24 protein-coding genes are annotated in these 23,820 nt (G+C 74.6%); 15 read left to right on the top strand and 9 right to left on the bottom strand.

Annotation, left to right across the window (positions count from 1 at the left end):
• The coding region (locus tag ACFVTF_RS35705) for a DUF3492 domain-containing protein (protein ID WP_387818170.1) at positions 1 to 1,601 on the bottom strand (1,601 nt) is incomplete at its 3' end.
• An 807-nt stretch (positions 1,602 to 2,408) separates the two neighbouring features.
• Here ACFVTF_RS35705 and ACFVTF_RS35700 point away from each other — a divergent pair.
• From ACFVTF_RS35700 to ACFVTF_RS35690, 3 genes are all read left to right on the top strand, one after another.
• Positions 2,409 to 3,059, top strand: coding sequence for a TetR/AcrR family transcriptional regulator (locus tag ACFVTF_RS35700; protein ID WP_363586740.1), 651 nt, complete (start codon positions 2,409 to 2,411; stop codon positions 3,057 to 3,059).
• A 141-nt stretch (positions 3,060 to 3,200) separates the two neighbouring features.
• Positions 3,201 to 3,428, top strand: a complete 228-nt coding sequence (locus tag ACFVTF_RS35695) for a DUF3107 domain-containing protein (RefSeq protein ID WP_063347919.1) — start codon at positions 3,201 to 3,203, stop codon at positions 3,426 to 3,428.
• A 134-nt stretch (positions 3,429 to 3,562) separates the two neighbouring features.
• Entirely contained in the window at positions 3,563 to 3,886 is a 324-nt protein-coding gene (locus ACFVTF_RS35690; RefSeq protein WP_387818167.1) for a hypothetical protein, read from the top strand.
• 182 nt (positions 3,887 to 4,068) lie between these two features.
• Here the strand turns inward: ACFVTF_RS35690 and ACFVTF_RS35685 are convergent, their stop codons facing one another.
• Positions 4,069 to 4,797 (bottom strand): ferritin-like fold-containing protein, encoded by a 729-nt coding sequence (locus ACFVTF_RS35685; protein ID WP_063347921.1) that lies wholly within the window; start codon positions 4,795 to 4,797, stop codon positions 4,069 to 4,071.
• 706 nt (positions 4,798 to 5,503) lie between these two features.
• On the opposite strand from ACFVTF_RS35685, the gene ACFVTF_RS35680 reads away from it, so the two are divergent.
• From ACFVTF_RS35680 to ACFVTF_RS35660, 5 genes are all read left to right on the top strand, one after another.
• Entirely contained in the window at positions 5,504 to 7,465 is a 1,962-nt protein-coding gene (locus tag ACFVTF_RS35680; RefSeq protein ID WP_387818165.1) for a DEAD/DEAH box helicase, read from the top strand.
• A 177-nt stretch (positions 7,466 to 7,642) separates the two neighbouring features.
• Positions 7,643 to 8,521, top strand: a complete 879-nt coding sequence (locus tag ACFVTF_RS35675; protein WP_387818163.1) for an alpha/beta fold hydrolase — start codon at positions 7,643 to 7,645, stop codon at positions 8,519 to 8,521.
• 369 nt (positions 8,522 to 8,890) lie between these two features.
• Positions 8,891 to 9,049 carry a hypothetical protein gene (locus ACFVTF_RS35670; RefSeq protein ID WP_159398440.1) on the top strand — a complete coding sequence of 53 codons (159 nt, stop codon included), beginning with the start codon at positions 8,891 to 8,893 and terminating at the stop codon, positions 9,047 to 9,049.
• Between the two features lie 311 nt (positions 9,050 to 9,360).
• Entirely contained in the window at positions 9,361 to 9,999 is a 639-nt protein-coding gene (locus ACFVTF_RS35665) for a DUF6758 family protein (protein ID WP_363586743.1), read from the top strand.
• Between the two features lie 71 nt (positions 10,000 to 10,070).
• A complete protein-coding gene (locus ACFVTF_RS35660) occupies positions 10,071 to 10,931 on the top strand; it encodes a PHP domain-containing protein (RefSeq protein WP_387818160.1) in 861 nt (286 codons plus the stop codon).
• A gap of 74 nt (positions 10,932 to 11,005) precedes the next feature.
• Here the strand turns inward: ACFVTF_RS35660 and ACFVTF_RS35655 are convergent, their stop codons facing one another.
• A complete protein-coding gene (locus ACFVTF_RS35655) occupies positions 11,006 to 11,647 on the bottom strand; it encodes a suppressor of fused domain protein (RefSeq protein ID WP_350879892.1) in 642 nt (213 codons plus the stop codon).
• Between the two features lie 425 nt (positions 11,648 to 12,072).
• On the opposite strand from ACFVTF_RS35655, the gene corA reads away from it, so the two are divergent.
• Complete coding sequence (gene corA / locus ACFVTF_RS35650) at positions 12,073 to 13,194, top strand: magnesium/cobalt transporter CorA (protein ID WP_387818158.1); 1,122 nt, start codon at positions 12,073 to 12,075, stop codon at positions 13,192 to 13,194.
• A gap of 23 nt (positions 13,195 to 13,217) precedes the next feature.
• Here corA and ACFVTF_RS35645 read toward each other — a convergent pair whose 3' ends face one another.
• A complete protein-coding gene (locus ACFVTF_RS35645) occupies positions 13,218 to 14,144 on the bottom strand; it encodes a DMT family transporter (RefSeq protein WP_387818156.1) in 927 nt (308 codons plus the stop codon).
• 158 nt (positions 14,145 to 14,302) lie between these two features.
• On the opposite strand from ACFVTF_RS35645, the gene ACFVTF_RS35640 reads away from it, so the two are divergent.
• From ACFVTF_RS35640 to ACFVTF_RS35625, 4 genes are all read left to right on the top strand, one after another.
• A complete protein-coding gene (locus ACFVTF_RS35640; RefSeq protein WP_387818154.1) occupies positions 14,303 to 14,842 on the top strand; it encodes a hypothetical protein in 540 nt (179 codons plus the stop codon).
• 128 nt (positions 14,843 to 14,970) lie between these two features.
• The gene (locus ACFVTF_RS35635) at positions 14,971 to 16,266 is read left to right on the top strand and encodes a magnesium transporter MgtE N-terminal domain-containing protein (RefSeq protein WP_387818152.1); all 1,296 of its coding nucleotides are present in this window, start codon (positions 14,971 to 14,973) and stop codon (positions 16,264 to 16,266) included.
• Positions 16,267 to 16,315: 49 nt separating this feature from the next.
• On the top strand, positions 16,316 to 16,888 hold the full coding sequence (locus ACFVTF_RS35630) for a DUF1003 domain-containing protein (RefSeq protein WP_387818178.1): 573 nt from the start codon (positions 16,316 to 16,318) through the stop codon (positions 16,886 to 16,888).
• A gap of 56 nt (positions 16,889 to 16,944) precedes the next feature.
• Positions 16,945 to 18,105 carry an Mrp/NBP35 family ATP-binding protein gene (locus ACFVTF_RS35625; RefSeq protein WP_387818150.1) on the top strand — a complete coding sequence of 387 codons (1,161 nt, stop codon included), beginning with the start codon at positions 16,945 to 16,947 and terminating at the stop codon, positions 18,103 to 18,105.
• A gap of 87 nt (positions 18,106 to 18,192) precedes the next feature.
• Here the strand turns inward: ACFVTF_RS35625 and ACFVTF_RS35620 are convergent, their stop codons facing one another.
• The 4 genes from ACFVTF_RS35620 to sigE form a co-directional block, all read right to left on the bottom strand.
• Positions 18,193 to 18,870 (bottom strand): hypothetical protein, encoded by a 678-nt coding sequence (locus ACFVTF_RS35620; protein WP_063347930.1) that lies wholly within the window; start codon positions 18,868 to 18,870, stop codon positions 18,193 to 18,195.
• Positions 18,871 to 19,092: 222 nt separating this feature from the next.
• Entirely contained in the window at positions 19,093 to 19,530 is a 438-nt protein-coding gene (locus tag ACFVTF_RS35615; protein WP_387818148.1) for a sec-independent translocase, read from the bottom strand.
• A 154-nt stretch (positions 19,531 to 19,684) separates the two neighbouring features.
• Positions 19,685 to 20,713 (bottom strand): zf-HC2 domain-containing protein, encoded by a 1,029-nt coding sequence (locus tag ACFVTF_RS35610; protein ID WP_387818146.1) that lies wholly within the window; start codon positions 20,711 to 20,713, stop codon positions 19,685 to 19,687.
• On the bottom strand, positions 20,710 to 21,438 hold the full coding sequence (gene sigE / locus ACFVTF_RS35605; protein ID WP_371522687.1) for an RNA polymerase sigma factor SigE: 729 nt from the start codon (positions 21,436 to 21,438) through the stop codon (positions 20,710 to 20,712). Before sigE ends, ACFVTF_RS35610 begins: the two co-directional genes overlap by 4 nt.
• Before the next feature lie 288 nt (positions 21,439 to 21,726).
• On the opposite strand from sigE, the gene ACFVTF_RS35600 reads away from it, so the two are divergent.
• Entirely contained in the window at positions 21,727 to 22,359 is a 633-nt protein-coding gene (locus ACFVTF_RS35600) for an O-methyltransferase (RefSeq protein ID WP_387818176.1), read from the top strand.
• 174 nt (positions 22,360 to 22,533) lie between these two features.
• Here the strand turns inward: ACFVTF_RS35600 and ACFVTF_RS35595 are convergent, their stop codons facing one another.
• Entirely contained in the window at positions 22,534 to 22,701 is a 168-nt protein-coding gene (locus ACFVTF_RS35595; RefSeq protein WP_014137929.1) for a DUF3117 domain-containing protein, read from the bottom strand.
• 295 nt (positions 22,702 to 22,996) lie between these two features.
• On the opposite strand from ACFVTF_RS35595, the gene ACFVTF_RS35590 reads away from it, so the two are divergent.
• Positions 22,997 to 23,797 carry an enoyl-CoA hydratase-related protein gene (locus tag ACFVTF_RS35590; RefSeq protein ID WP_387818144.1) on the top strand — a complete coding sequence of 267 codons (801 nt, stop codon included), beginning with the start codon at positions 22,997 to 22,999 and terminating at the stop codon, positions 23,795 to 23,797.
• Positions 23,798 to 23,820: the final 23 nt, after the last annotated feature.

Genomic DNA, 23,820 nt, shown 5'->3' with positions numbered 1-23,820 from the left:
GCGTCGTGGCGGCCGCCGGGGCCGTCCGTCTCGTCCGGGGCGCCCTGGCCGCCCGGGCCGCCCGGCGCGCGGCGGCCGTCGGCGAGCCAGTACTCGGCGGGCCGGGCGAACGGGCGCGGCGGCTCCCCGGCCGCGCCGCCGGCCCCGCCGCCGGGGAAGGCCGGGTACTGCGAGACCAGCTCCAGGTAGATCTCCCGGAAGGCGCCGATCACCGGCTCCACGGCGAAGCGTTCCTGCGCCCGCAGCCGCCCGGCCAGCCCGAGCCGGGCGCGCCGCTCCTCGTCGCGCAGCAGCGCCAGGCAGGCGCCGGCCAGCGCGCGCGGGTCCCGGGCGGGCACCAGCAGCCCGGTCGGCCCGACCACCTCGCGGGCCACCCCGACGTCGGTGGACACCACGGCCCGGCCGCTGAGCATCGCGTCCGCGAGCAGCCGGGGGCTGCGCTGGGACAGCGCGGAGAACACGGCCAGCGTGCCGCCCTCCCAGACCTCGGCGAGCGAGCCGGGCCGCCCGGCGAACTCCACCGCCGCGGCCAGTCCGAGCCGCTCGGCGAGCGCCGCGCAGTGCGCCCGGTAGCCGGGCGCGGCCTCCTCGCCGTGGATCACCAGCCGGGCCCGCGGCAGGTCGGCGCGCACCCGCGCGAAGGCGTGCAGCATCAGCTCGGTGTCCCGCCCCGGCTCCAGCGCGCCCGCCCACACCAGGGTCGGCACGGCGGGCTCGGGCCCGGCCGCCGGGCGGACCACCGCGGGCGTCCCCTCGTACACCACCCGGGTGCGCGCCGGGTCGGCCCCGCAGCGGCGCTGCCACTGCTGGTCGTGGGCGCTGCCGGGGGTCAGGAGGGCCGCCTGCCGGTAGGTCTCCTCGGTGAGCGCCCGGAAGTACGCCAGCAGCAGCGCCCGGACCGGCCACCGGTACGGCGCCTCGCGGTGGCCGAGGTACTGCTCGCGCAGGTGCAGGCCGTGCTCGGTGACCACGAACGGCACCCCGTGCAGGTACCGGGCGACCAGCGCGGGCAGCGCCGCGGGGCCGCCGCCGACCACGTGGCACAGGTCGGCGCCGCCGAGGCCGTCGGGCCCGGTGCCGTACCAGGGCGCGGACAGCGGCCGCAGGCACTGCTCCAGCAGGTCCGCGGCGACCAGCACGTCGCGGACCAGCGGCTGCCCGGCCGAGGTCTCCGCGCCCGGCAGCCGCCAGACCCGCTCCAGGGTGCGCCGGGCGTGCGCGGAGGCGAGGAAGGCGGGCAGCGTGCCGTCCTCCCGGGCGAGGACGGCCAGCCGGTACAGCCCGGCCCCGAAGCCGGCCCGCTCCCCCGGCAGCACCAGGGCTCTGACCAGGTCCTCGTACGCCCGGGCGTACTGGCGTCCGCGCAGCGTGCCGGGCACCCGGCCGCCCGGCCGACGCCCCCACAGCGCCAGCTCGCGTGCCCCGCGCCAGGCGGGGGACAGCCGCTCGGCGGCGCCCTGGCCGCCCTGGCCGCCCTGGCCGGTCAGCAGGTACAGCCCGAACTCGTGCTCCGGCAGGCCCGCGGCCAGCCGGTCGCACCAGCCTCCGGCGCCGCGCCGGGAATGTGGGCCGGCACCCTCGGTGAGCAGGGCGATGCGCACGGGAGACCTCCAGGGCAGAGCGGATCACGGGCAGGCGGATCACGGGCGGGCGGATCGACGGACGGCTTGAGCGGCTTGAGTGGCCACCGGGGCGGCCCCGCGCGGCGGCGGGGACGGCCGGTGGCGAGGAGTCCGGTCGGCCGGGTACGACACCGCGACGCTCCCCCGGGGCGGGGCACCACCGAGCGGTGGTGCGGCCGTCCGGCCCGACGGTCCGGCCGCGCCCCTCCCGCGATCCGTTCCCCCGGGCGCACGCCCGTTCCGGCGGGCCGGGCCCGACCCGCCGGGCCCCCTGGGTGCGGCCGCCCTCCGGATTTCCCCGGCGTCCGCGGCCTCCCCCACACCTGTTCGGTCCGACAGCAGAAAGGTAGGACCGGGCCCGGGCAATCCATCGGTCACATGCCTGGTTGCCACCTGAACGAGTGAACGGGCGTGACCTCGCCCCGAACCGGGCCGTTACCGGGCGGCGCCGGCGACCGGCCGCCGGTCGCCGGCCTCCCCGCTCATGGCGGACGATGGGAGTGGCCTTGTTCGCCGCCGCGAGGGGCCCCGGGTCCACGAAGCCGGCCCGCGCTCCGCGCTCGGTGACGCCGCCGGTGCGGTGCGTCACGAGGTCCGGATTCCGACGGCCCGGACGGCCGTTCCGGCCCCTGTCACACCCCTGCCGACGCCGAGGTCAGCGCCGTATTGTGGGCTCCTGACAAGGAGGCCGAGGTCCTTTTCTCACTCCCGCCGAACGCGGAAGCGGTTACCGAAAAGTAGAATCGGCCCTCTTGCCAGCCCCGAACAACCGAAGTGAGGAGCGCCGTGACGGCCATCCAGGAGGCGCAGGAGCGCCCGCGCGGTGCCCGCCTGCCGCGAAGCGCCCGCCGTGAACAACTGCTCGGTGCCGCCCAGGAGGTGTTCGTCGCGCAGGGTTACCACGCGGCCGCCATGGACGACATCGCCGACCGCGCCGGGGTCAGCAAGCCGGTGCTGTACCAGCACTTCCCCGGGAAGCTGGAGCTGTACCTGGCGCTGCTGGACAAGCACTGCGACGCCCTGGTCGAGTCGACCCGCGACGCACTGTCGACGACCACCGACAACAAGCTCCGGGTGGCCGCGACGATGGAGGCGTACTTCAACTACGTCTCCAGCGAGTCCGGCGCGTTCCGGCTGGTCTTCGAGTCGGACCTGACCAACGAGCCGGCCGTGCGCGAGCGGGTCGAGCGGGCCTCCGAGGCGAGCGCGACGCTGGTCAGCAAGGTGATCCAGGAGGACACCGACCTGCCCGAGGCGGAGTCCAAGCTGCTCGCCGCCGGGGTCTGCGGCCTGGCCCAGATCACCGCCCGGTACTGGCTGTCGCAGGGCCTGGACATCCCGCGCGACGAGGCGGCGCGACTGGTCGCCAGCCTGGCCTGGCGCGGGCTGAAGGGCTTCCCGATGCACCCCACCTCGGAGGGCGGGGAAGCCCTCTAGCAGGGGTGATCCACCGAGCTTCGCCGCCGCGGTGATCCCGTGCTCTATGGTGAAGCCGTACGGCGCGGTCGTCGCGAACGCTTGTCCCAGGCGGTCGGGGTGTCCGCGCGTGGAGGCTGCAACCCCGGAGGGACGGAAGCCGTGGAGGTCAAGATCGGCGTGCAGAACACGCCGCGCGAGATCGTGATCGAGAGCACGCAGAGTGCCGATGAGATCCAGAGCGCGATCGCCAAGGCGCTGGAGGGTTCGGAGAAGCTCTTCGCGCTGACCGACGAGCACGGCCGCCGCGTCATCGTCCCGGCCGAGCGCCTGGCGTACGTGGAGATCGGCGAGCAGGCCGCCCGCAAGGTCGGCTTCGGCACCGCCTGAGGCGTCGTCCGAGCTGCTCACCCGGTGCCCCGCTCCCCCAGGGAGCGGGGCACCGTTGCGTGTACGGCCGGGTCGGCCAGGGTACGGCGACAGTGCGGCCGTCGGCGCCGCGCGCCCGTCCCCGGGAGGCAGTTTTGCTGGTCGAGTCGATCGCCTTCGCCCTCGTCGGCCTGGCCGCGGGCCTGGCCGCACTGCTGGCGCGGCCCGCGTACTTCCGGGCCGCCCGCACCCTGACCCTGGGCACCGCCCTGGCGTCGGCGCTGCTCGGCGGGACGGTGGCGCACTTCTGCCTGGACGGGCGCTACCCGGCGGCGTCGATCGCGGCCGCGGCGCTGGCCTCGGCGGTGCTGACCACGACGCTGGCCCGGCCGGACCTCGCCGCCGGGCGGGCCCCGGCGCACCGGCACCACCCGCACCGGGCCGGTGTCCACCGCACCCGGCGCCACCGGCCGGCCTGACCCCCGGGGCCGGGCAGGGCCTAGGGGCTTTCTTTCGGATCACGTCGGATCAGCGCGCGGTGTCGGGGTGCGTGCATCGCAAGGCGGAGGAGGGAGTCCATGCGGAGCATCGGCGACCGACGACAACGCAGCGAGGTGCGTGCTCCGGCGCCGCGCGCCCGGCGTGATCCGAAAGAGAGCCCCTAGCTGGCCAGGCCCAGGGCGGCCATCCGCCGGGTGTGCGCCTCGGTGATCCGGTTGAACATCTTGCCGACCTCGACCAGGTCGAAGCCCTGCACCTGGACGCCGCCGACCAGCAGGTTGGACAGCGCGTCCCGCTCGGCGACCACCCGCTGGGCCTGGCTGAGCGCCTCGCCCATCAGCCGCCGGCCCCACAGCGCGAGCCGGCCGCCGGAGCGCGGGTCGGCCTCGATGGCCTGGCGCACCTTGTCCACCGCGAACTGGGCGTGCCCGGTGTCGGACATGACGCCGAGCACCAGGTCGCGGGTGTCGTCGTCGAGCCGGACGGCGACCTCGCGGTAGAAGTCGGTCGCGATGGCGTCGCCGACGTAGGCCTTGACCAGGCCCTCCAGCCAGTCCGAGGGCGCGGTCATCCGGTGGAACAGCTCCAGCGGCTCGACGAACGGGCGCATCGCCTCCTGCGGGTCGGCGCCGATCTCGGCGAGCCGGTCGTGCAGGCGCTGGTAGTGCTGGAACTCGGCGGAGGCCATCCGGGCCAGGGCCGCCTTGTCGGCGAGGTCCGGCGCCAGCTTGGCGTCCTCGGCGAGCCGCTCGAAGGCGCTCAGCTCGCCGTAGGCGAGTGCGCCGAGCAGATCCAGCACCGCCGCCCGGTAGCCGGGGTCGGCCGAGCACGCGGCCCAGTCCCCGATCGAGCCGGCCGCGGCGTCCTGCGTCTCACCATGGGTCTCCATGACCCGCCACCTTAGTCCCGCCGGCCCGGGGGACCCACCCTGGCCGGCCGTCGGCCGGTCGCCCGGGTGACCGGCCGGAACACCCCTTCCGGCCCGGGTCGGGAGGGGCAATGTCAGACGCGTCACGTGTTCGAGTCGTCGCCTGACTGTATGGTGGTACGGAGCCCCGTCGTGTTCGCACGGTGTCACCGCCGTCTCGGTGTCCCGCGCAAGCCCGCTCCGAAGCAACACCGTCCATCCGGACGTGTCCGCACCGGAGCCACGGGTACTCACGTACGCGGATGCCCGGTCGGAGAGCCGATCGGCTCCGACCATGGCTTGGACTTCAAGCCTTGGCACCGCATCAGTGGCCGAGCGAGGGCCGCCGAGACCGCGCCCCCTGGCGAAGGTCCCGCGCAGGTCCCTCATGGGAATCCTCCCCGACGCCGCCGGCGACGCGCCCCGCACAGGGCAGCGCGCACCGGCCGGCCGCAGGGACCGGCGCGGTTGTGCGTCCGCTCAGCTGCATCAGGGCCGCCAGGCCCGTACGCAGCCGTGCGGCTGCCCGCCCGCCGCTCGCTCTCGGCCCCTTTCACACGGAAGAGGCAGCACCCTGTCCACCACCGCTGAACCCATCAAGACGACGTTCCGGGATCTGGGAATCCTCCCGGAGACCGCCGAGGCGCTCGAGTCCGTCGGCATCGTCCACCCCTTCCCCATCCAGGAGATGACCCTCCCGGTCGCGCTGACCGGCCACGACGTCATCGGCCAGGCCAAGACCGGCACCGGCAAGACCCTCGGCTTCGGCCTCCCGCTGATCGAGCGGTGCGTCGTGCGCGCCGACGTGGACGCCGGCCGGGCGACCGAGGAGCAGCTCTCCGACGGCCCGCAGGCGCTCATCGTCGTCCCGACGCGTGAGCTCTGCACCCAGGTCACCAACGACCTGCAGACCGCCGGCAAGGTCCGCGACGTGCGCGTCCTGGCCGTCTACGGCGGGCGTGCGTACGAGCCGCAGGTCGAGGCGCTCGCCAAGGGCGTCGACATCGTGGTCGGCACCCCGGGCCGCCTGCTGGACCTGGCCGGGCAGAAGAAGCTGAACCTGTCCAAGGTCCGCTCGCTGGTCCTGGACGAGGCCGACGAGATGCTCGACCTCGGCTTCCTGCCGGACGTCGAGAAGATCATCACCATGCTGCCGGCCAAGCGGCAGACCCTGCTGTTCTCGGCCACCATGCCGGGCCAGGTCATCAGCCTCGCCCGCCGGTACATGAGCCAGCCCACCCACATCCGGGCCGCCGCCCCGGACGACACCGGCACCACCGTCGCCAACATCGAGCAGCACATCTTCCGTGCGCACTCGCTGGACAAGGTCGAGCTCGTCTCGCGCATCCTCCAGGCCGACGGCCGCGGACTGGCGATGATCTTCTGCCGGACCAAGCGCACCGCCGCCGACGTCGCCGACCAGCTGACCCAGCGCGGCTTCGCGGCCGGCGCCGTCCACGGCGACCTCGGCCAGGGCGCCCGCGAGCAGGCGCTGCGCGCCTTCCGCAACGGCAAGGTCGACGTGCTGGTCTGCACCGACGTCGCCGCCCGCGGCATCGACGTCGAGGGCGTCACGCACGTGGTCAACTACCAGTGCCCCGAGGACGAGAAGACCTACCTGCACCGGATCGGCCGCACCGGCCGGGCCGGCGCCTCGGGCACCGCCGTCACCCTGGTCGACTGGGACGACATCCCGCGCTGGCAGCTGATCAACAAGGCGCTGGAGCTGACCTTCAACGACCCGGAGGAGACCTACTCCACCTCGCCGCACCTGTACGAGCTGCTGAAGATCGCGCCGGGCACCAAGGGTGTGCTGCCGCGTTCGGAGCGGACCCGGGCCGGGCTCGGCGCGGAGGAGGTCGAGGACCTCGGCGAGACCGGCGGGCGCGGTGCGCGCACCGCCCGGGCCAAGGGCCCGCGCAGCGGCTCCGGCCGCACCGGCGCCCCCGAGGCCGCCGTGGCGACCGAGGAGAAGCCGCGCCGCACCCGTGAGCGCCGCCGGACCCGGGGCGGCTCCGCGGTCGCCGAGGGCGAGGCCGGGAGCGTCGTCGAGGCCCCCGCGGCCCCGGCCGTCGAGGGCACCGAGGGCGAGGCGGCCCCGCGCCGCCGTCGCCGCCGTTCGCGCGGCGCCGCCGCCGGCGAGGCCGCCGTGGTGGCCGAGGCCGTCGCGGTGACCGAGGCTGCCGTGGCGGCTCCGGTCGCCGAGGCTCCGGCCGCGGTGGCCGTCGTGGCCGCCGCCGAGGCCGTCGTCGAGGCCGCCGTCGCGGAGAAGCCCGCCGCCCGCACCCGGACGCGCGCCGCCCGCAAGCCGAAGGCGGAGGCCGTCGAGGCCCCGGCCGAGGCTCCGGCCGCCGACACCGCTGAGGCCGCCGAGGCCGCCGTCGTGAAGAAGCCGGCCACCCGGACGCGCACCCGCAAGCCGAAGGCGGAGGCCGTCGAGGTCGTCGCCGAGGCCCCGGCCGCCGAGGCCGCCGTCGCGGAGAAGCCCGCCACCCGGACGCGCACCCGCAAGCCCAAGGCCGAGGCCGCGACCGCCCCGGCGGCTCCGGAGGCTGCGGCCGCCGACGCCGCGACCGAGGTCCCGGCCCCGCGCAAGCGCACCCGGGCCCGCAAGGCCGCCGCCGCGCCGGAGGCCACCCCGGAGAGCTGACGCGCCCCGCCCCGGAGGGGGCGGGCCGGGCCCCTCGCGGTCCGGCCCGCCCCCTCCGGCGTTCCGGCGTTCCGGCGTTCCGGCGTTCCGGCGTTCCGGCGTTCCGGCGTTCCGGCGTTCCGGCGCAGGCTGGATAGGGTCGGGGTTACCGGCCAGTCGCCCGCAGGAGAGCAGCCCATGAGCACGCCGCCGTTCCTCACCCTTCCCCGCTGTGCCCGTGCGCTGCGGCTGTCGACCAGCCGCGGCGGGTTCGCCGCGCTGCGGGCCGAGCCGGACGGGCCGGTGCGCGGCTCGGCGCTGCTGGTGCCGGGCTTCACCGGCAGCAAGGAGGACTTCATCGCCCTGCTGGAGCCGCTGGCGGCGGCCGGCTACCGGGTGACCGCCGTCGACCAGCGCGGCCAGTACGAGACCGGCGGCCCGGACGACCCGGCCGCGTACGCCGTCGAGGCGCTGGGCGCGGACGTCCGGGCGCTCACCGAGGCCGTGGCCGCCGACGGCGGCGGGCCGCCGCACCTGCTGGGGCACTCCTTCGGCGGCCAGGTGGTCCGGGAGGCGGTGTTGGCCGCGGCCGCGGACGGCCCGTCGCCGTGGCGCTCGCTGACCCTGATGTCCACCGGCCCGGGCGCGATCGACCCGGCCGAGGCGGCCCGTACCCAGTTGCTGCTGGACGTGCTGCCGGTCATGGGCCTGGAGGAGATCTGGCAGGTCATGCGGCAGATGGAGGAGGGCAGCGGGGACCAGAAGCAGCGCCCGGAGCCGGCCGTCGCGGAGTTCCTGCACCGCCGCTGGCTGGCCAACGTGCCGCTGTCGCTGAGCGTCACCGGTGGCCATCTGGTCGCCGCGCCGGACCGGGTGGCGGAGCTGGCCGCCGCCACCGCCGACCTGCCGGTGCTGGTGCTGTCCGGGGTGCGGGACTACGCCTGGCCGGTGCCGGAGCAGACCGGGATGGCGGAGCGCCTGGGGGCCCGCCGGGTGGTCGTCGAGGACGCCGGCCACTCCCCGAACGCCGAACGTCCGGCCGCCACGGCCGAGGCGCTGGCCGCGTTCTGGGCCTGAACCGGACCGGTCCCGAAGAGTGGTCTGAACCACTTCTCGAAGTTCGACCGTCCTCAACACAGGACAAAAGTCGTTAGTTACGGTAATCTTTGATTCTGTCCGGGAATCATCGCCGGCCTCCGCGTCGGCGCGAATCAGCCGAAACCTGGACGTCACGGGCGGGCAACGGCCCGGAAGCACCACCACGTCACCGTGGTTCACGAGGCACCAGACGCACCGGGCAAGCAGGGGGAGCCCTTGCCGCAGCAGACCGCCGCACGTACGAACCGAACGATCCGGCCGCACCGCCGGACCCGCAGGACCCCGAAAGGGCTGGTACCCACTCAGCCGCAATCGCCCCGACCGACGGGGCAAGAAGAGGAGACGCCCATGACGAAGACCATGCGCTTCGAGATCGTCCGACTGGACGACGCCAACGGCTCCGCCGCCGACCGCCTGATAGCCGACGCCGAGACCGTCCGCGAGTTCGTCCAGGCCGCCGCCCGCACCGGTGAGCGCCTGCTCATCCGCCCGTGCCCGACCGTCTGACCACGCGCGGCGCCTCCGACCGGGAGCCCTCACCCGCCGCCGACGAGCCGGGAGCGTCCGATCCGGACGTTCCGATACCCGACTGACGCCCTGTCACCGCGATCGCCGATGACGGGGCGTCAGTGCGTCCGGGCCCTGCGCCCGTAGACGTTTGCCGCCGCCCGCCACGGGACATCCCCCAACGGGAACCGCCCGTGCCGCGCCGCCCCACCCCGCGCCGAACGGGCCCCGCCACCGACAGGTGCCGCCGAGCCCTCCGTACGGGTGATCGTCCTTGACGCGGCGGTCCGGAGGGAGGAGCGTTGTCGCCTATGAGGGGCGAGCCAAGCTGCCCGAGGTGCGCCGGTCGGGTCCGCGCCCCCGGTCTGTTCTCAGACACCTGGCAGTGCGACCGGCACGGAGCCGTGCACCCGATGCAGCCCGTGCTGCCACCGAGCGTCGAAGCCCTGGGCGTAGCCGTCGCCCGCTCGCAGGTCCCCGTCTGGCTGCCCTGGCCGCTCCCGGTCGGCTGGCTCTACACCGGCATCGCCCACGTCGGTGACGACGTCTCCGGCGCCCGGGCCACCGCCGTCGCCTGCTCCGGACCGGCCCCGCTCGGCGGCTTCGGCGAGCTGGTGCTCGTCGCCGAGGAGCTGGGGGTCGGCCTCGGCGCCCGCTACGCCGGGATGCCCGGGCCCGACCCGGGCGACTCCGTCGGCCTCTACAAGCCCGCCGACGCCAAGCTGCTGGCCGCCGGCCGGCCCACCCCGATGTTCCACGTCCCGGACGCCCCGGTCGACCGCGCGGTGTTCGTCGGCGAGGCCCGCGGCCTCTGGCTCTGGGCGGTCGCCTGGCCCGAGCAGTCCGCCCTGGTGATGTACGACGAACTCGTCCTCACCGACCTGCGCGAGGCCGGCGCCGAACTGGACCTGCTCCCCTGCGGGGCCCTCTCCCCCCGCCTGCTGGGATAGGTCCTGTCCGGCCGGGGCCCGGCGCCCTTGTCCTATCCTGGGCGGCACCCGAGCCCCCAGGAGTCCGCCCCGTGCGCATCGACCTGCACGCCCACAGCAACGCCTCCGACGGCACCGACAGCCCGGCCGAGCTGGTCGCGGCGGCCGTGGCCGCGGGCCTCGACGTCGTGGCACTCACCGACCACGACACCGTCGCGGGCCACGCCGGGGCCGCCGAGGCGGTGCGCGCGCTGCCGGAGGGCAGCCGGCTGACCGTCGTCCCGGGCGCCGAGCTGTCCTGCGTGGTGGGCGGCGTCAGCATGCACCTGCTGGCGTACCTGTTCGACCCGGACGAGCCGGAGTTCGCGCGCGAGCGGGAGCTGGTGCGCACCGACCGGTTCCGGCGCGGGCGGGCGATCGTCGAGCGCTGCCGCGAACTCGGCGCGGACATCAGCTGGGAGCAGGTGCAGCGGATCGCCGGGGCCGGCTCGGTCGGTCGCCCGCACATCGCCAGCGCGCTGGTCGAGGCGGGCGTCGTGGCCACCGTGTCGGACGCCTTCACCGCCGAGTGGTTGGCCAACGGCGCCCGGGCGGACGTCCGCAAGCACGAGACCGACCCGATCGAGGCGGTCCGGATGGTCCGGGCGGCCGGCGGGGTGCCGGTGTTCGCCCACCCCGGCGCGGTCAAGCGCGGGCGGACCGTTCCCGACCAGGTGATCGCCGACCTCGCGGCGGCCGGACTGGCGGCGCTGGAGGTCGACCACACCGACCACGACGAGGAGACCAGGGTCCGGCTGCGCGGCCTGGCCGGCGAGCTGGGGCTGCTGGTCACCGGCTCCAGCGACTACCACGGCAGCCGCAAGACCGTCCGGCTCGGCGAGCACACCACCGATCCCGCGGTGTACGAGGCGCTGCTGGCGCAGGCCACCGGCGCGAAGCCGATCGGCGGCTGAGGGCCGCACGCCGGGGTGCGGGGGCGCGGCGGGAGCGCGGGGCCGGGACGGGAGACCCGCGACCTGAGCCCCTGTCAGTCCAGCCGGACGCCGCGGCGGTCCGGGTCGCGCAGGTCGGCGCCCTGGTCCAGCCAGCGCTCCTGGAGCGCGGCCGCGCCGTGCACCCGCTTCCAGCCGGCCTCGTTGGGCGTCATCGGCAGCAGCGGCAGGAAGCGGACCGGGTCGGCCGGCTCGTCCAGCTCCAGGTCCGGCACCAGGCCGCCCGGCTCGGCGGCCAGCACCGAGGTGAACGGCGCGCCGTCCCACAGCGGGGCGCCGAGGTCCAGCGAGCCGCCGGGGGCCACCACCAGTCCCTCGACCTGCGGGGTCGCGGCCAGGGTGGCCAGGCTGCGCAGCACGCTGTCGCGCCCGCCGCGGACGGTCAGCACCAGTTCGGCGCGCGGGCCGCGCAGTTGGTCGGCCACCGGTGCGGTCGGGTCGGCCATCGGCGCGGCGGACATGCCGAGCGTCGCGTACCGGACCAGGCCGTCGGCGTCCGGGCCGAAGCGCAGCACCTCGATCCGGTCGGTGCCGAGGAAGGTGACCGCGGCGCGGCCGCTCGGCTCGCCGAAGGTGGTGATCAGCCGGGCCTCGACGGCGGCCAGCACCGCCTCCCGGGAGAGCGCCGGGGAGCTGCCGCCGTGGGGTTCGCCGAAGAGCGGGAAGTCGTGCGCCATGCCGGTGAGCGTAACCCCCGGGGGCGGGCCGGCCGTGTGCGGGCGGCCCGGGCAAAGCCTCGGGAAAGCCCGGGGCGCCGATGGTCGGTCAGATGTTAGGGTGAGCGACTGGCCACCGGGAATCCTCAGGTTCCCGGGGCGGCGGCACGAAGGAGGTGGTTGCGGTGGATACCGGCCGACCATGCAGTACCGGCAGCTCTACCCGGCCCCGACTTCCCCGTACCCCTCGCCACGCAGGCTGAACCGGCTGATCCAGCCGAGGTAGCCCGGGCAGGCCGGACGCGGACGAAACCGGCCGGGAGAGCACCCTCACCCCCCTTCACCGGTGTTCTTCGCCGTCGCACCACGGCCGCCCGTTCCTCCCCCGCTTCCGACCGGGGGCCCCGACGCCGCTGTGCGGCGGCTCCTGTTCCAGGGAGCCTGCCATGTCGATGATCAACAGCCTGCGCGCCGCCGTCCGCACCAACCGCCGCCGTTCCGCGGTCGGCGGGTACGACGCCGTCCCGGCGGGCGCCGGCTCGGCGGTCGTCGACTGCGCGGTGTACCAGCACGGCAAGCGCCACGGCGAGACCTGCAGCCCCCGCGAGGCCGCCCGCCGGATCAAGGCCGCGCACCAACTCCCGGACGGGAACGGCTCGTTCAGCTGGATCGGGCTGCACGAGCCGACCGAGGCCGAGTTCGAGGGCATCGCCCAGCGCTTCGGTCTGCACCCGCTCGCGGTCGAGGACGCGGTGCACGCGCACCAGCGGCCCAAGGTCGAGCGCTACGACGACGTGCTGTTCGCCGTCTTCAAGACCATCCGCTACGTCGAGCACGACCAGCTCACCCCGACCAGCGAGGTGGTGGAGACCGGCGAGTTGATGGTCTTCGCCGGGCGGGACTTCGTGATCACCGTCCGGCACGGCGGCCACGGCTCGCTGCAGGAGCTGCGGCACCGGCTGGAGGCCGACGCGGACGAGTCCGGGCTGCTCGCCAAGGGCCCGTCCGCGGTGCTGCACGCGATCGCGGACCACGTCGTGGACAACTACCTGCTGGTCTCCGAGCGGCTGCAGAACGACGTGGACGAGATCGAGTACGGCGTCTTCTCGGTCAAGGGCGGGCGCAGCTCCGACGTCGGACGGGTGTACCAACTCAAGCGCGAGGTACTGGAGTTCAAGCGGGCCGTGGTGCCGCTGCTGCGCCCGATGCAGCAGCTGTCCGAGCCGCTGCAGCGCCTCGTCGACCCGGACATCCAGAAGTACTTCCGGGACGTCGCCGACCACCTGGCCCGGGTCACCGAGCAGGTGCACGGCTTCGACGAACTGCTGAACTCGCTGCTCCAGGCCAATCTGGCGCAGGTCTCGGTGGCGCAGAACGAGGACATGCGCAAGATCACCGCGTGGGCGGCGATCTTCGCCGTGCCCACCATGATCACCGGCGTGTACGGCATGAACTTCGAGTACATGCCCGAGCTGCACCACAAGTACGGCTATCCGATGGTGCTCACCGCCATCATCCTGATCTGCGTCGGGATGTACCGGGGCTTCCGCCGCAACGGCTGGCTGTAGCCGCCCGCGGCGCCCGCCGGCCGCTACCGCCGGCCGCCGCGGGCGACCAGGACCAGGCCCACCAGGATCAGCACCACCGCCGGATACGCCGCCACCGGGGGCCACTGGCCGAGCCACAGGGCGGCGATCAGGGCCGCGCCCGGGGTCTCCAGCAGGATCGCGGTGGAGGTGATCGACGGGCCGAGGGTGCGCACCACGCGGTTGCTCAGCGAGTGGCCGAGCAGTTGGGCGGCGACCGTCAGCAGCACGATCTGCCACCACACCCCGGCCGGCCAGCCGGCCAGCGGCGTCCCGGCGACCAGGCAGATCGCCAGCAGGCCCACCGCCGTGGTGGCGTAGCAGACCAGCGTGTACGCGGTGGTGCTGACGGTCTTGCGGACCTCCGCGCCCAGCAGCACGTACCCGGCGGCGGCCAGGCCCGCGCCGAGGGCGAGCGCGTCGCCGAGCAGCGCGCGCGGGGAGAGCGAGAGGTCGACGCCGGTCAGCACCAGTACGCCGGCGAAGGCCACGCCCGTGCCGAGCCAGACCATCCGGGGGGCGCGGACGCCGAGCAGGCGCATCAGCAGGATGGTCCACAGCGGGGTGGTGGTGACCAGGGCGGTCGCCGAGGCCACCGAGGTCATCCGCAGGCTGGGCATCCAGAGCGCGAAGTGCACGGCGAGCAGTGCGCCCGCCGCGATCGCGAGCAGCAGCGCCCGCCGGCCGATCCCGCGCAGTTCGGCGCGGTGGCGCAGCAGCGCGTACGGGCCGAGGACGCCGACCGACATGACGTTGCGCCAGAACGCGATCGCCAGCGCGGGCGCGGCGGTGGCGCTGATCAGCGGGCCGGACAGCGAGATGCCGGCGATGGAGACGGCGAGCAGCAGCAGGTCGGCGGTGGGGAGCGGGTGTGCCGGCTCGGTGGCGGTGGCGGCTGGTGCGGGGGCGGTCGCGGGCCGGGCGGCGGGCACGGCGCTCCTCTGCTGGTCACGTGGGCTGGGGCGAGGCGGGGCCGGCTGAACCGGGCCGGGGCTGGGCGCTCCTACGGTAAGGCCCGTGGCAATCCGATGGAACTGTCGCCCGACGGCTGAGACAACTCGTGGACGGCGGAGGTCGTACGCTGGGCGCCATGGACCGTACGCCCGCCGCCGCGACCGCCGACGACTTCCTCGACCAGGCCCTGCTGGAGGAGGCCGCGAAGAAGTCCGGCCTCCTCTGGGTCCGCGTGGACGGCCAGGAGCAGGCCCGCCCGCTCTGGCACGCCTGGCACGACGGCGCCGTGGTGGTGGTCGGCGAGGGCGGCGAGCAGCCCCTGCACGGGCTGACCGCCGGATCCGGCGCGGTGGTGACCGTCCGCAGCAAGGACAAGGGCGGCCGGCTGACCGGCTGGAGCGCCCGGGTCTCGGAGCTGGCCCCGGGCGGCGAGGCCTGGCTGGGCGCCGTCGAGGAGCTCAAGGGCAAGCGGCTGAACGCGCCCGACACCGACACCATCACCGACCGCTGGGCCCGCGAGTGCCGGGTGCTGCGCCTGGAGCCCGCCGGTGCGCTGACCGAGCTTCCGGGCGCGATGCCGGACGGCTCGCACGCCGCCCAGCCGATGCCCACCGCGGCCACCACCCGCCGTCCCGTCCCGGCCGGCCTGCCCAAACTGCTGTTCAAGCGCCGCTAAAGGTTCACGCCCGGGACTCCTCGGCTGTGTACCGTGCCTCGTCGGGCCGGGCTCGCGACACGCGGGTAGCCTTGCCCGCAGGTGTGCCCGGCCTACCCGGCACGGCATCGAACGAGTCGAGGGAGTTCATGGCAGGGCCAGGCACCCGGGTCTTCATCTCCCACCTCTCCGCCCTCGCCGTCTTCGACCCGAACGGCGACCAGGTCGGCCGGGTCCGTGACGTCGTCGTCTCGCTGCGGCTGAGCGGCCGCCCGCCGCGGGTCCTGGGCCTGGTGGTCGAGGTGGTCGGCAGGCGCCGGATCTTCCTGCCGATGACCCGGGTGACCAGCCTGGAGTCCGGCCAGGTGCTCGCCACCGGCGTGATCAACCTGCGGCGCTTCGAGCAGCGCCCGTCCGAGACCCTGGTGCTCGCCGAACTGCTGGACCGCACCGTCACCTGGTCCAAGACCGGTGAGGCCGTCACCGTGCTGGACGTCGGGATGGTGCAGACCCGGCTGCGCGAGTGGGAGATCAGCAAGGTCTTCGTCCAGATCGGCCGGGCCGGCCGGCTGCGCAAGGGCAAGGGCGAGCGGCTCACCCTGGACTGGCAGGACGTCACCGGCTTCACGCTGCCCGAGCAGGACCAGGGCGCCGCCAACCTGCTCGCCACCTTCGACCAGCTGCGCGCCGCCGACCTCGCCAGCGTCATGCACCACCTGTCCGCCAAGCGCCGCGCCGAGGTGGCCGCCGCGCTCGACGACGAGCGGCTCGCCGACGTCCTGGAGGAGCTGCCCGAGGACGACCAGGTCGAGATCATCGGCAAGCTCAAGGACGAACGCGCCGCCGACGTCCTGGAGGCGATGGACCCGGACGACGCCGCCGACCTGCTCTCCGAGCTGCCCGACGACGAGGCCGAGCGGCTGCTCCAGCTGATGGAGCCGGACGAGGCCGAGCCCGTCCGCCGCCTGCTGTCGTACGAGGAGAACACCGCCGGCGGTCTGATGACCACCGAGCCGGTCGTGCTGGAGCCGGACGCGACCGTGGCCGAGGCGCTCGCCCGCATCCGGGTCTCCGACCACAAGCCCGCGCTCGCCGCGCAGGTGTACGTCTGCCGGCCGCCGAACGAGACCCCGACCGGCAAGTACCTGGGCACCGTGCACTTCCAGCGGCTGCTGCGCGAGCCGGCGTACGTGCTGGTCGGCTCGCTGCTCGACGACGACCTGGACCCGCTGCCGCCGGACACCCCGCTGTCGCTGATCACCAGCTACCTGGCGACCTACAACCTGGTGTCCGCGCCGGTCGTCGACGAGGCCGACCACCTGCTCGGCGCGGTGACCGTCGACGACGTGCTCGACCACCTGCTGCCGGAGGACTGGCGCGAGTCCGTCCTGCACGGCCCCGACGACACGGACGGCACGAGGGAAGAGGTGCACGGTGGACGCTGACCGCAAGGGGCGGCGGGACGAGTCCCCCCGCCAACGCCTCCAGAGCGAACTGCGGGAACTGCGCCAGCTGCGCGAACTGCGCGGCCGCGAGGGCGGCCGGGAGCGGCGCGCCGAGATCTCCGTGGCCGGCCCCGGCCGCACCCGGCTCGACCAGCCCCGCACCGCCCGGCCCGGGCTGATCTCGCTGCCCGCCTACGACCCGGAGGCGTTCGGCAAGCTCTCCGAACGGATCGCGCGCTTCCTGGGCACCGGCCGCTTCATCGTCTGGATGACGGTGGTGATCATCATCTGGGTGGCCTGGAACACCCTGCTGCCGGAGAACGTGCGCTTCGACAGCTACCCCTTCATCTTCCTCACCCTGGTGCTGTCGCTCCAGGCCTCCTACGCGGCCCCGCTGATCCTGCTCGCGCAGAACCGCCAGGACAACCGGGACCGCGTCAACATGGAACAGGACCGGGCCCGCAGCGACCGCAACATCGCGGACACCGAGTACCTGACCCGCGAGGTCGCGGCACTGCGGCACGGGCTCGGCGAGGTCGCCACCCGCGACTTCATCCGCTCCGAACTCCAGTCCCTGCTCAAGGAGATCGAGGACCGCCGGGAGCCCTCCGAGACGCTGTGACCTGCGGCACGCTACCGACGGGTTGGGGGATCCCCCGAGCGCCGTACCATCAAGGCATGGCCAATGAGACAGAGGTCGCGGCCGGCGTCACGGAGGAGTCCGTACGCCAGGCGCTGGCGACCGTCAACGACCCGGAGATCAACCGCCCGATCACCGAGATCGGCATGGTGAAATCGGTCGAGATCGCCGAGGGCGGCGCGGTGCGCGTCGCGGTCTACCTGACCGTCTCCGGCTGCCCGATGCGCGACACCATCGTCACCCGGGTCCGCGAAGCGGTCGGCCGCGTGCCCGGTGTGACCGGCGTCGAGGTCGAGCTCGACGTGATGAGCGACGAGCAGCGCAAGGAGCTCTCCCAGCTGCTGCGCGGCGGCGCCCCCGAGCGGGAGATCCCGTTCGCCAAGCCGGGCACGCTGACCCGGGTCTACGCCGTCGCCTCCGGCAAGGGCGGAGTCGGCAAGTCCTCGGTCACGGTCAACCTGGCCGCCGCGATGGCCGCCGACGGCCTGAAGGTCGCCGTCGTGGACGCCGACATCTACGGCCACAGCGTGCCCCGCATGCTCGGCGTCGAGGGCCGGCCCACCCAGGTCCAGGACATGATCATGCCGCCGCAGTCGCACGGCGTGAAGGTCATCTCGATCGGCATGTTCACCCCGGGCAACGCCCCGGTGGTCTGGCGCGGCCCGATGCTGCACCGCGCGCTCCAGCAGTTCCTCGCCGACGTCTACTGGGGCGACCTGGACGTCCTGCTGCTGGACCTGCCGCCCGGCACCGGCGACATCGCGATCTCGGTGGCCCAGCTGGTCCCCAACGCGGAGATCCTGATCGTCACCACCCCGCAGATGGCCGCCGCCGAGGTGGCCGAGCGGGCCGGCACCATCGCGGTGCAGACCCACCAGAAGATCGTCGGCGTGATCGAGAACATGTCCGGCATGCCGTGCCCGCACTGCGACGAGATGATCGACGTCTTCGGCACCGGCGGCGGTCAGACCGTCGCGGACGCGCTCACCCGCACCGTCGGCGCGACCGTCCCGGTGCTCGGCTCGATCCCGATCGACGTGCGCCTGCGCGAGGGCGGCGACGACGGCCGCCCGGTCGTGCTCGCCGCCCCCGACTCCCCGGCCGGCGCCGCCCTGCGCGCCGTCGCCGGCAAGCTCGGCGGCCGCCAGCGCGGCCTCTCCGGGCTCTCCCTCGGGCTGACCCCGAAGAACAAGTTCTGACGACGCGTCGCCGAAGGGGCCGGGTGGTTCGACCACCCGGCCCCTTCGGCGTACCCGGCGTGCCCGGCGCCGTCGCGCCCTCGCGCCCTACGGGCGGGTGTAGGCGGTCAGGTCGGGGGCGGTGGCGAAGCCGGCGCCGTAGGCGCTGACGCCGCGGCCGTAGGCGCCGAGCAGGACGCCGGGGGCCTCGCCGGCGAGCACCCAGCCGTACTCGGACTCGCGGTAGCGGAAGGGCTGCGGCAGGCCGTTCACCGGGAGGCTGAGGGTGGACCAGCCGGGGCCGGCCAGGTCGTCGGCGAGGTCCCACGCGAGGGTGCTCTGCTGGTCCAGCCAGTCCTGGCGCAGCGCGCGGTCGAGCTGGCCGGGCCAGGTCGAGGCGAGCAGGCCCGAGCCGGCCAGCCAGGCGGCGGAGGAGGCGGAGGTCGCCTCCAGGGTGCCGGTGTTGTCGGCACTGCGGCGGCTGTCCCGGCGGGCCACCGTGACCACGACCGCGAACCTGCGCATGTCGCGCGGCTCGTACTGCCTGGCCGGCTCCTCGCCGTGGCCGAGGCTGCCGTAGTCGACGCTGCCCGGCGCCCCGGCCCGGGGGCCTCCGGCACCGGCCTGCATCAGGTAGCGGCGGCCGGTCCAGCCGTCGTCCAGGCCGTACCAGGGGAAGTCTGCGGACAGGTAGGGCACCAGCGGGTCCGCCGGGCCGGCCTGCCCGCCGACCACCGGGCCGCCGGCCGTGGCCGTCGTCCCCACCGCCTGACTCGTCGCGTCCATCCCCGGGCCTCCTCAAACACACGTTTGCCTGCCGTGGCGCGCTCCCATCGTGGCGTACCGCGGCGTTCCCGGGAGCCGTTCCTGGTCCGCGACAGCGCGGAATGTGACGGACGGCTCAGCGGGAACAATCAGCACAATAGCGGCGCACACGCCGCCGCCCCGCTCAGCCGGGCGGCCGGGCGGGGCGGTGGCGTGGTCGTACGGGGCGTGACCGGGGGCCGGTCAGGTCGCGTCGGGGTCGAACGGGGGCCGCTCGCCGGGCTGCAACGGCGCCCCGGTGGAGGCCGCCACCGGGGCGGCGGACTTCTCGAAGCTCACGCTGCCGTTGCGGCCGTTCACCGGCGCCGCCGGCTTGTCGTCCAGGACGGAGCGGATGTCGAGCGAGTCCTTCATCTCCTTGAGGCCCAGCGGGTCCTCTTCGTCGCCCATGAGCTGCTTGCGGACGAAGGTCTTGGGGTTCAGGTCCTCGAACTCGAAGTCCTTGAACTCGGGGCCCAGCTCGCTGCGGATGTCCTCCTTCGCGTTGTCGGCGAAGGAACGGATCTTCCGGATGAAGCCCATGGTGTCCTGGATCAGCTTCGGCAGCTTGTCGGGCCCGAAGATGATGATCGCCATCACGGCCAGGGTCAGGATCTCCAGCCCGCCTACATCGCTGAACACCTAAGCTCCCTAGCTCGTCGGACGACGGTCCCTACAGGGTAATGGCCATCGGCGGGTCCATGGTCCACGCTGCGATGAAGCCGTGGTAAAGACCTGCCGATGGCCGAGATCGTCGCGACCGGGGCACGAGCGGCGCTCCAGGTGCGGACAGGGTCTAGCGAGTCTGCTGGCGCAGTGCGGGCAGACCGCCCGAGTTGCGCTCCGAGGCCGGCGGCGGCGTCGCGTCGCGGGTCGCGGCGACGGGGTGGGCCGGGAAGTCCACCGGGATCTGCGCGGTCATCGGGACCAGGCCCCCGCTGCGGCCCGTGCCGCCGGTGTTGCCGACCGTGCTGACCGGGTTGCCGTGCTGGTCCTCGCTCTGCGTGCTGAGGCCGCCGACCCCGCCGAGCGTGACCGCGGCGACCGAGAAGGCGCCCGCGGCGGCGAAGACGAAGCGGCGCCCGCGCGGCGCGGCGGAGCGCACGGCGACGGCCGGGCGGGGCCGGACGGTGCTCTCGGGGCGGGCCGCGGCCTCGGGGCGGCCGTTGCGCCGGCCCATCAGGGGCCGCAGCACCGCGCCGCCGCGCCCGAACGCCCGCGGGTCGACCCCGGGCACCGGGGTGTCGGCGCCGAGCGCTCCCGCGCCGAAGGAGGCGCCTGCGCCGCGGCCGAAGGAGCCGCCGGTGAGCCGGCTGCCGCCGAGCGTGCCGCCGGCCGCGACCCCGCCGCCGGGCAGGTCGTCGTCGTCACCGCGTCCGCCGCGGCGGACGGGCCAGTCGGCGTCCGCCGGATCGTCCTCGGGCAGGCCTCCGACGGCCATCAGCCGGGCCATCAGGCCGGAGGACGGGCCGGGGGTGCCGGTGCGGGTCAGCAGGTGCTTGACGGCCCGGCCGGCGTCGACCTCGGCGAGGCACTGCGGGCAGGTCGCCAGGTGGGCCTGGACGCGATCGCGCGAGTCGTGGCCGAGTTCGCCGTCCAGGAACGCGGAGAGGCGCTCACCGAGGTGGTGCTCCTCGGCGGCCGGCTCGGCGGGGCGCACCGGCACCGCGCGCAGCGCCGTCTCGCCCGGCAGCGGCAGCGCGGGCAGGACGGGCTCGCCCGGTTCGTCGCCGCCGCGGCGGCCGGGCAGCGCCCAGCCCCGCCTGGCCGCGGACCGGCCGGACGGATCCGGCTGGCCCGGCCCGGACCGGCCGGTTCCGCTCACGATCGCCTCCGTCCGCGCGCACCCGGCGCGAGCGCGCCCTCGACGGCGGCGCCGACCGGCACCGGCTCCTCCGAGCCGCCGCGGCGCTCGCGCCCGGGGGCCGAGCCGGGGGCACGGTGCTTGAGCGCGGCGCGCAGGTGCGAGCGGCCGCGGTGGATGCGGCTGCGGACGGTGCCGAGCTTGACGCCCAGCGTGGCGGCGATCTCCTCGTAGGACAGTCCCTCGATGTCGCAGAGCACCACGGCGGCGCGGAACTCCGGGGCGAGGGTGTCCAGGGCGTGCTGCACGTCGGCGTCGAAGTGGGTGTCGCTGAAGTGCTGGGCCGGGCTGGGCTCGCGGGAGGCGAGCCGCTCGGCCGCGTCCTCGCCGAGCGCGTCGAAGCGGATGCGCTGGCGGCGGCGGACCATGTCCAGGAACAGGTTGGTGGTGATCCGGTGCAGCCAGCCCTCGAACGTGCCGGGGGTGTAGGTGGACAGCGAACGGAACACCCGGACGAAGACCTCCTGGGTGAGGTCCTCGGCGTCGTGCTGGTTGCCCGTCAGGCGGTACGCGAGGCGGTAGACCCGGGCGCTGTGCGCCTCGACGATCTCCTCCCAGGAGGGCGGAGTCCAGGTCTGCGCGTCGGGGCCCTCGGTGAAGGTCGCGAGGGCGGGGGCCTCGGTGGTACCGGCGGCCGGCGTTGCGGCGGCGGGCTGGTCCAGGTCGGAGTGCGCAGGCTGGTTCATCACGGGCTTCGGCGTACGGGCCGACGCGGTGCCGCGGGAGTGCCGCCGCACGGGGACGTCGCCCTCGGCCACACCTCCTCGGTCGGCTCTTCTGCCCAGCAGGGCCACCACCATATCCACCTCACCCGTCAAGCCCGGATAAAAGTGCCCGGGAGGTCTCCCGTACCCGGTCCTTCGTGACAACGGCCCGCCGCCGTACGCGGTTCCCGGTCGGCCAGTAATCTGTGCCAGGAAATATCGACTTCCCCCGGCACCGGGCCGTAACCCGGGGCTCCGAAAGAGGCAGCCATCAGCGAGTTCGGGCCCGCGAGTGTGGCCCTCGCCGACACCTACGTCGGCGAGGACGCGGTGCTGACCTACGCCCGGGCGCAGTCCGCGCGCACCGGGATACGGGCGATCGGGCCCAGCGGCGGGGCTTGCCTGCGGCTGCTGGCCGCAGCACTGGACGCCAAGGCGGTGGCCGAGATCGGCACCGGGACGGGCGTCTCCGGGGTCTACCTGCTGCGCGGCATGCGGCCGGACGGCGTGCTCACCACGGTGGACTCCGAGCCGGTGCGCCAGCAGCTGGCCCGCGAGGCGTACCACGCGGCCGGATTCGCGGCCGGCCGCTCGCGGTTCATACCGGGCCGGGCGCTGGAGGTGCTGCCCCGGCTCGCCGACGGCCAGTACGACCTGGTGTTCTGCGACGGCGACCCGGCCGAGTCCCGGGAGTACCTGCTGGAGGCGATGCGGCTGCTGCGGCCGGGCGGGATGGTCTGCTTCGAGGGGGTGTTCCAGGAGGGCCGGCTGGCCGAGCCGGAGCTGCAGGACCCCCAGACGGGCGCGGTGCGCGACCTGGTCCGGGACGTCCGGGAGAGCGAGGCGCTGCTGCCGGCGCTGCTGCCGGTCTCGGACGGGCTGCTCTGCGCCATCAAGCGGTAGCACCATCGAGCGGCAGGGCCGTCAGGCAGCCGGACCGTCAGGTGGCGGCCCCGCCGCCCCAGGCCGGAGCCGCCGGGCGCGCACGGCCCCCAAACGCCGCAGGGCCCGGGCCGACATGACGTCGTACCCGGGCCCGGCAGCACATCTCCAGGAGATGACGAGCACCCGCTGCGGTCAGCCGCAGGCCTTCTTCAGGGCCTCGCCGAGGGCGTCGGCCTCGTCAGGTGTGAGCTCCACCACAAGGCGTCCGCCGCCTTCGAGCGGAACGCGCATGATGATGCCCCGTCCCTCTTTGGTGACTTCGAGCGGGCCGTCACCCGTCCGCGGCTTCATGGCCGCCATGCTCGTTCCCCTTCCTGCAACCGCTCAGCTACGCACCGGCAGTCCGTCCACCGCCGGTATCGAACGCATTGATCGGAAGCCATTATCCCGCATGCCACGGCCTGATGACCAACATCACTCTCGGTGCAACATCGGCCGGACCGCCCCCAAGCGCCGCAATTGCCGTCATAAGCCCCGGCGTGGCGGCGGTGCGCGGGCCGTCGAAAGGTGCGATACCTCACACTCCCCACCCGGCCGTCCGCTCCGGCATCCTGGCACACGACCGACACCGAGCGACCACAGGGAGCCCTCGCCCATGTCCGATTCCGTGCTGTACGAGCTGGACGGCGGCCTGGCCGTCATCACCATCAACCGCCCGGAGGCGATGAACGCCCTGGACGTCGCGACCAAGATCGCGCTGCGGGACGCCGTGGCCGCCGCGGCCGCGGACCCGGCGGTGCGGGCGGTGCTGCTGACCGGGGCCGGCGAGCGCGCGTTCTGCGTCGGGCAGGACCTGAACGAGCACCTGACGACGCTGAAGCGGACCGAGGAGACCGGCGAGAGCGCGCTGCGCACCGTCGCCGAGCACTACAACCCGCTGGTGCGGGCGCTGGCCGGGATGCGCAAGCCGACCGTCGCCGCGGTCGGCGGGGTGGCGGCCGGCGCGGGCGCCTCGCTGGCCTTCGCCTGCGACTTCCGGGTCCTCTCCGACCGGGCCGGCTTCAACACCGCCTTCGCCGGGATCGCCCTGACCGCCGACTCGGGCGCCTCCTGGACGCTGCCCCGGCTGGTCGGGCACGCCAGGGCCACCGAGCTGCTGATGCTGCCCCGGACGGTCAAGGCCGCCGAGGCGCTGGAGCTGGGCCTGGCCACCAGGGTGGTGCCGGCCGGGGAGCTCGCCGCCACCGCGCGGGCCTTCGCCCAGGAGCTGGCCGCGGGCCCCACGGTGGCCTACGGCGCCATCAAGGAGTCGCTGGCGTACGGCGCCTCGCACTCGCTGGACGAACTGCTCGACAAGGAGGACGAGCTGCAGACCCTGGCGGGCGAGAGCGAGGACCACCGGATCGCGGTCCGCGCCTTCATCGCCAAGGAGAAGCCGCAGTACCTGGGCCGCTAGGGGCCCACGCCCGCCCGCCCGGT

Source organism: Kitasatospora sp. NPDC057940 (assembly GCF_042887425.1).
In the GTDB taxonomy this organism is placed as follows: Bacteria; Actinomycetota; Actinomycetes; order Streptomycetales; family Streptomycetaceae; genus Kitasatospora.
Note: the sequence above shows the minus strand (reverse complement) of the source record. Positions and strands in the feature narration are given on the sequence as shown.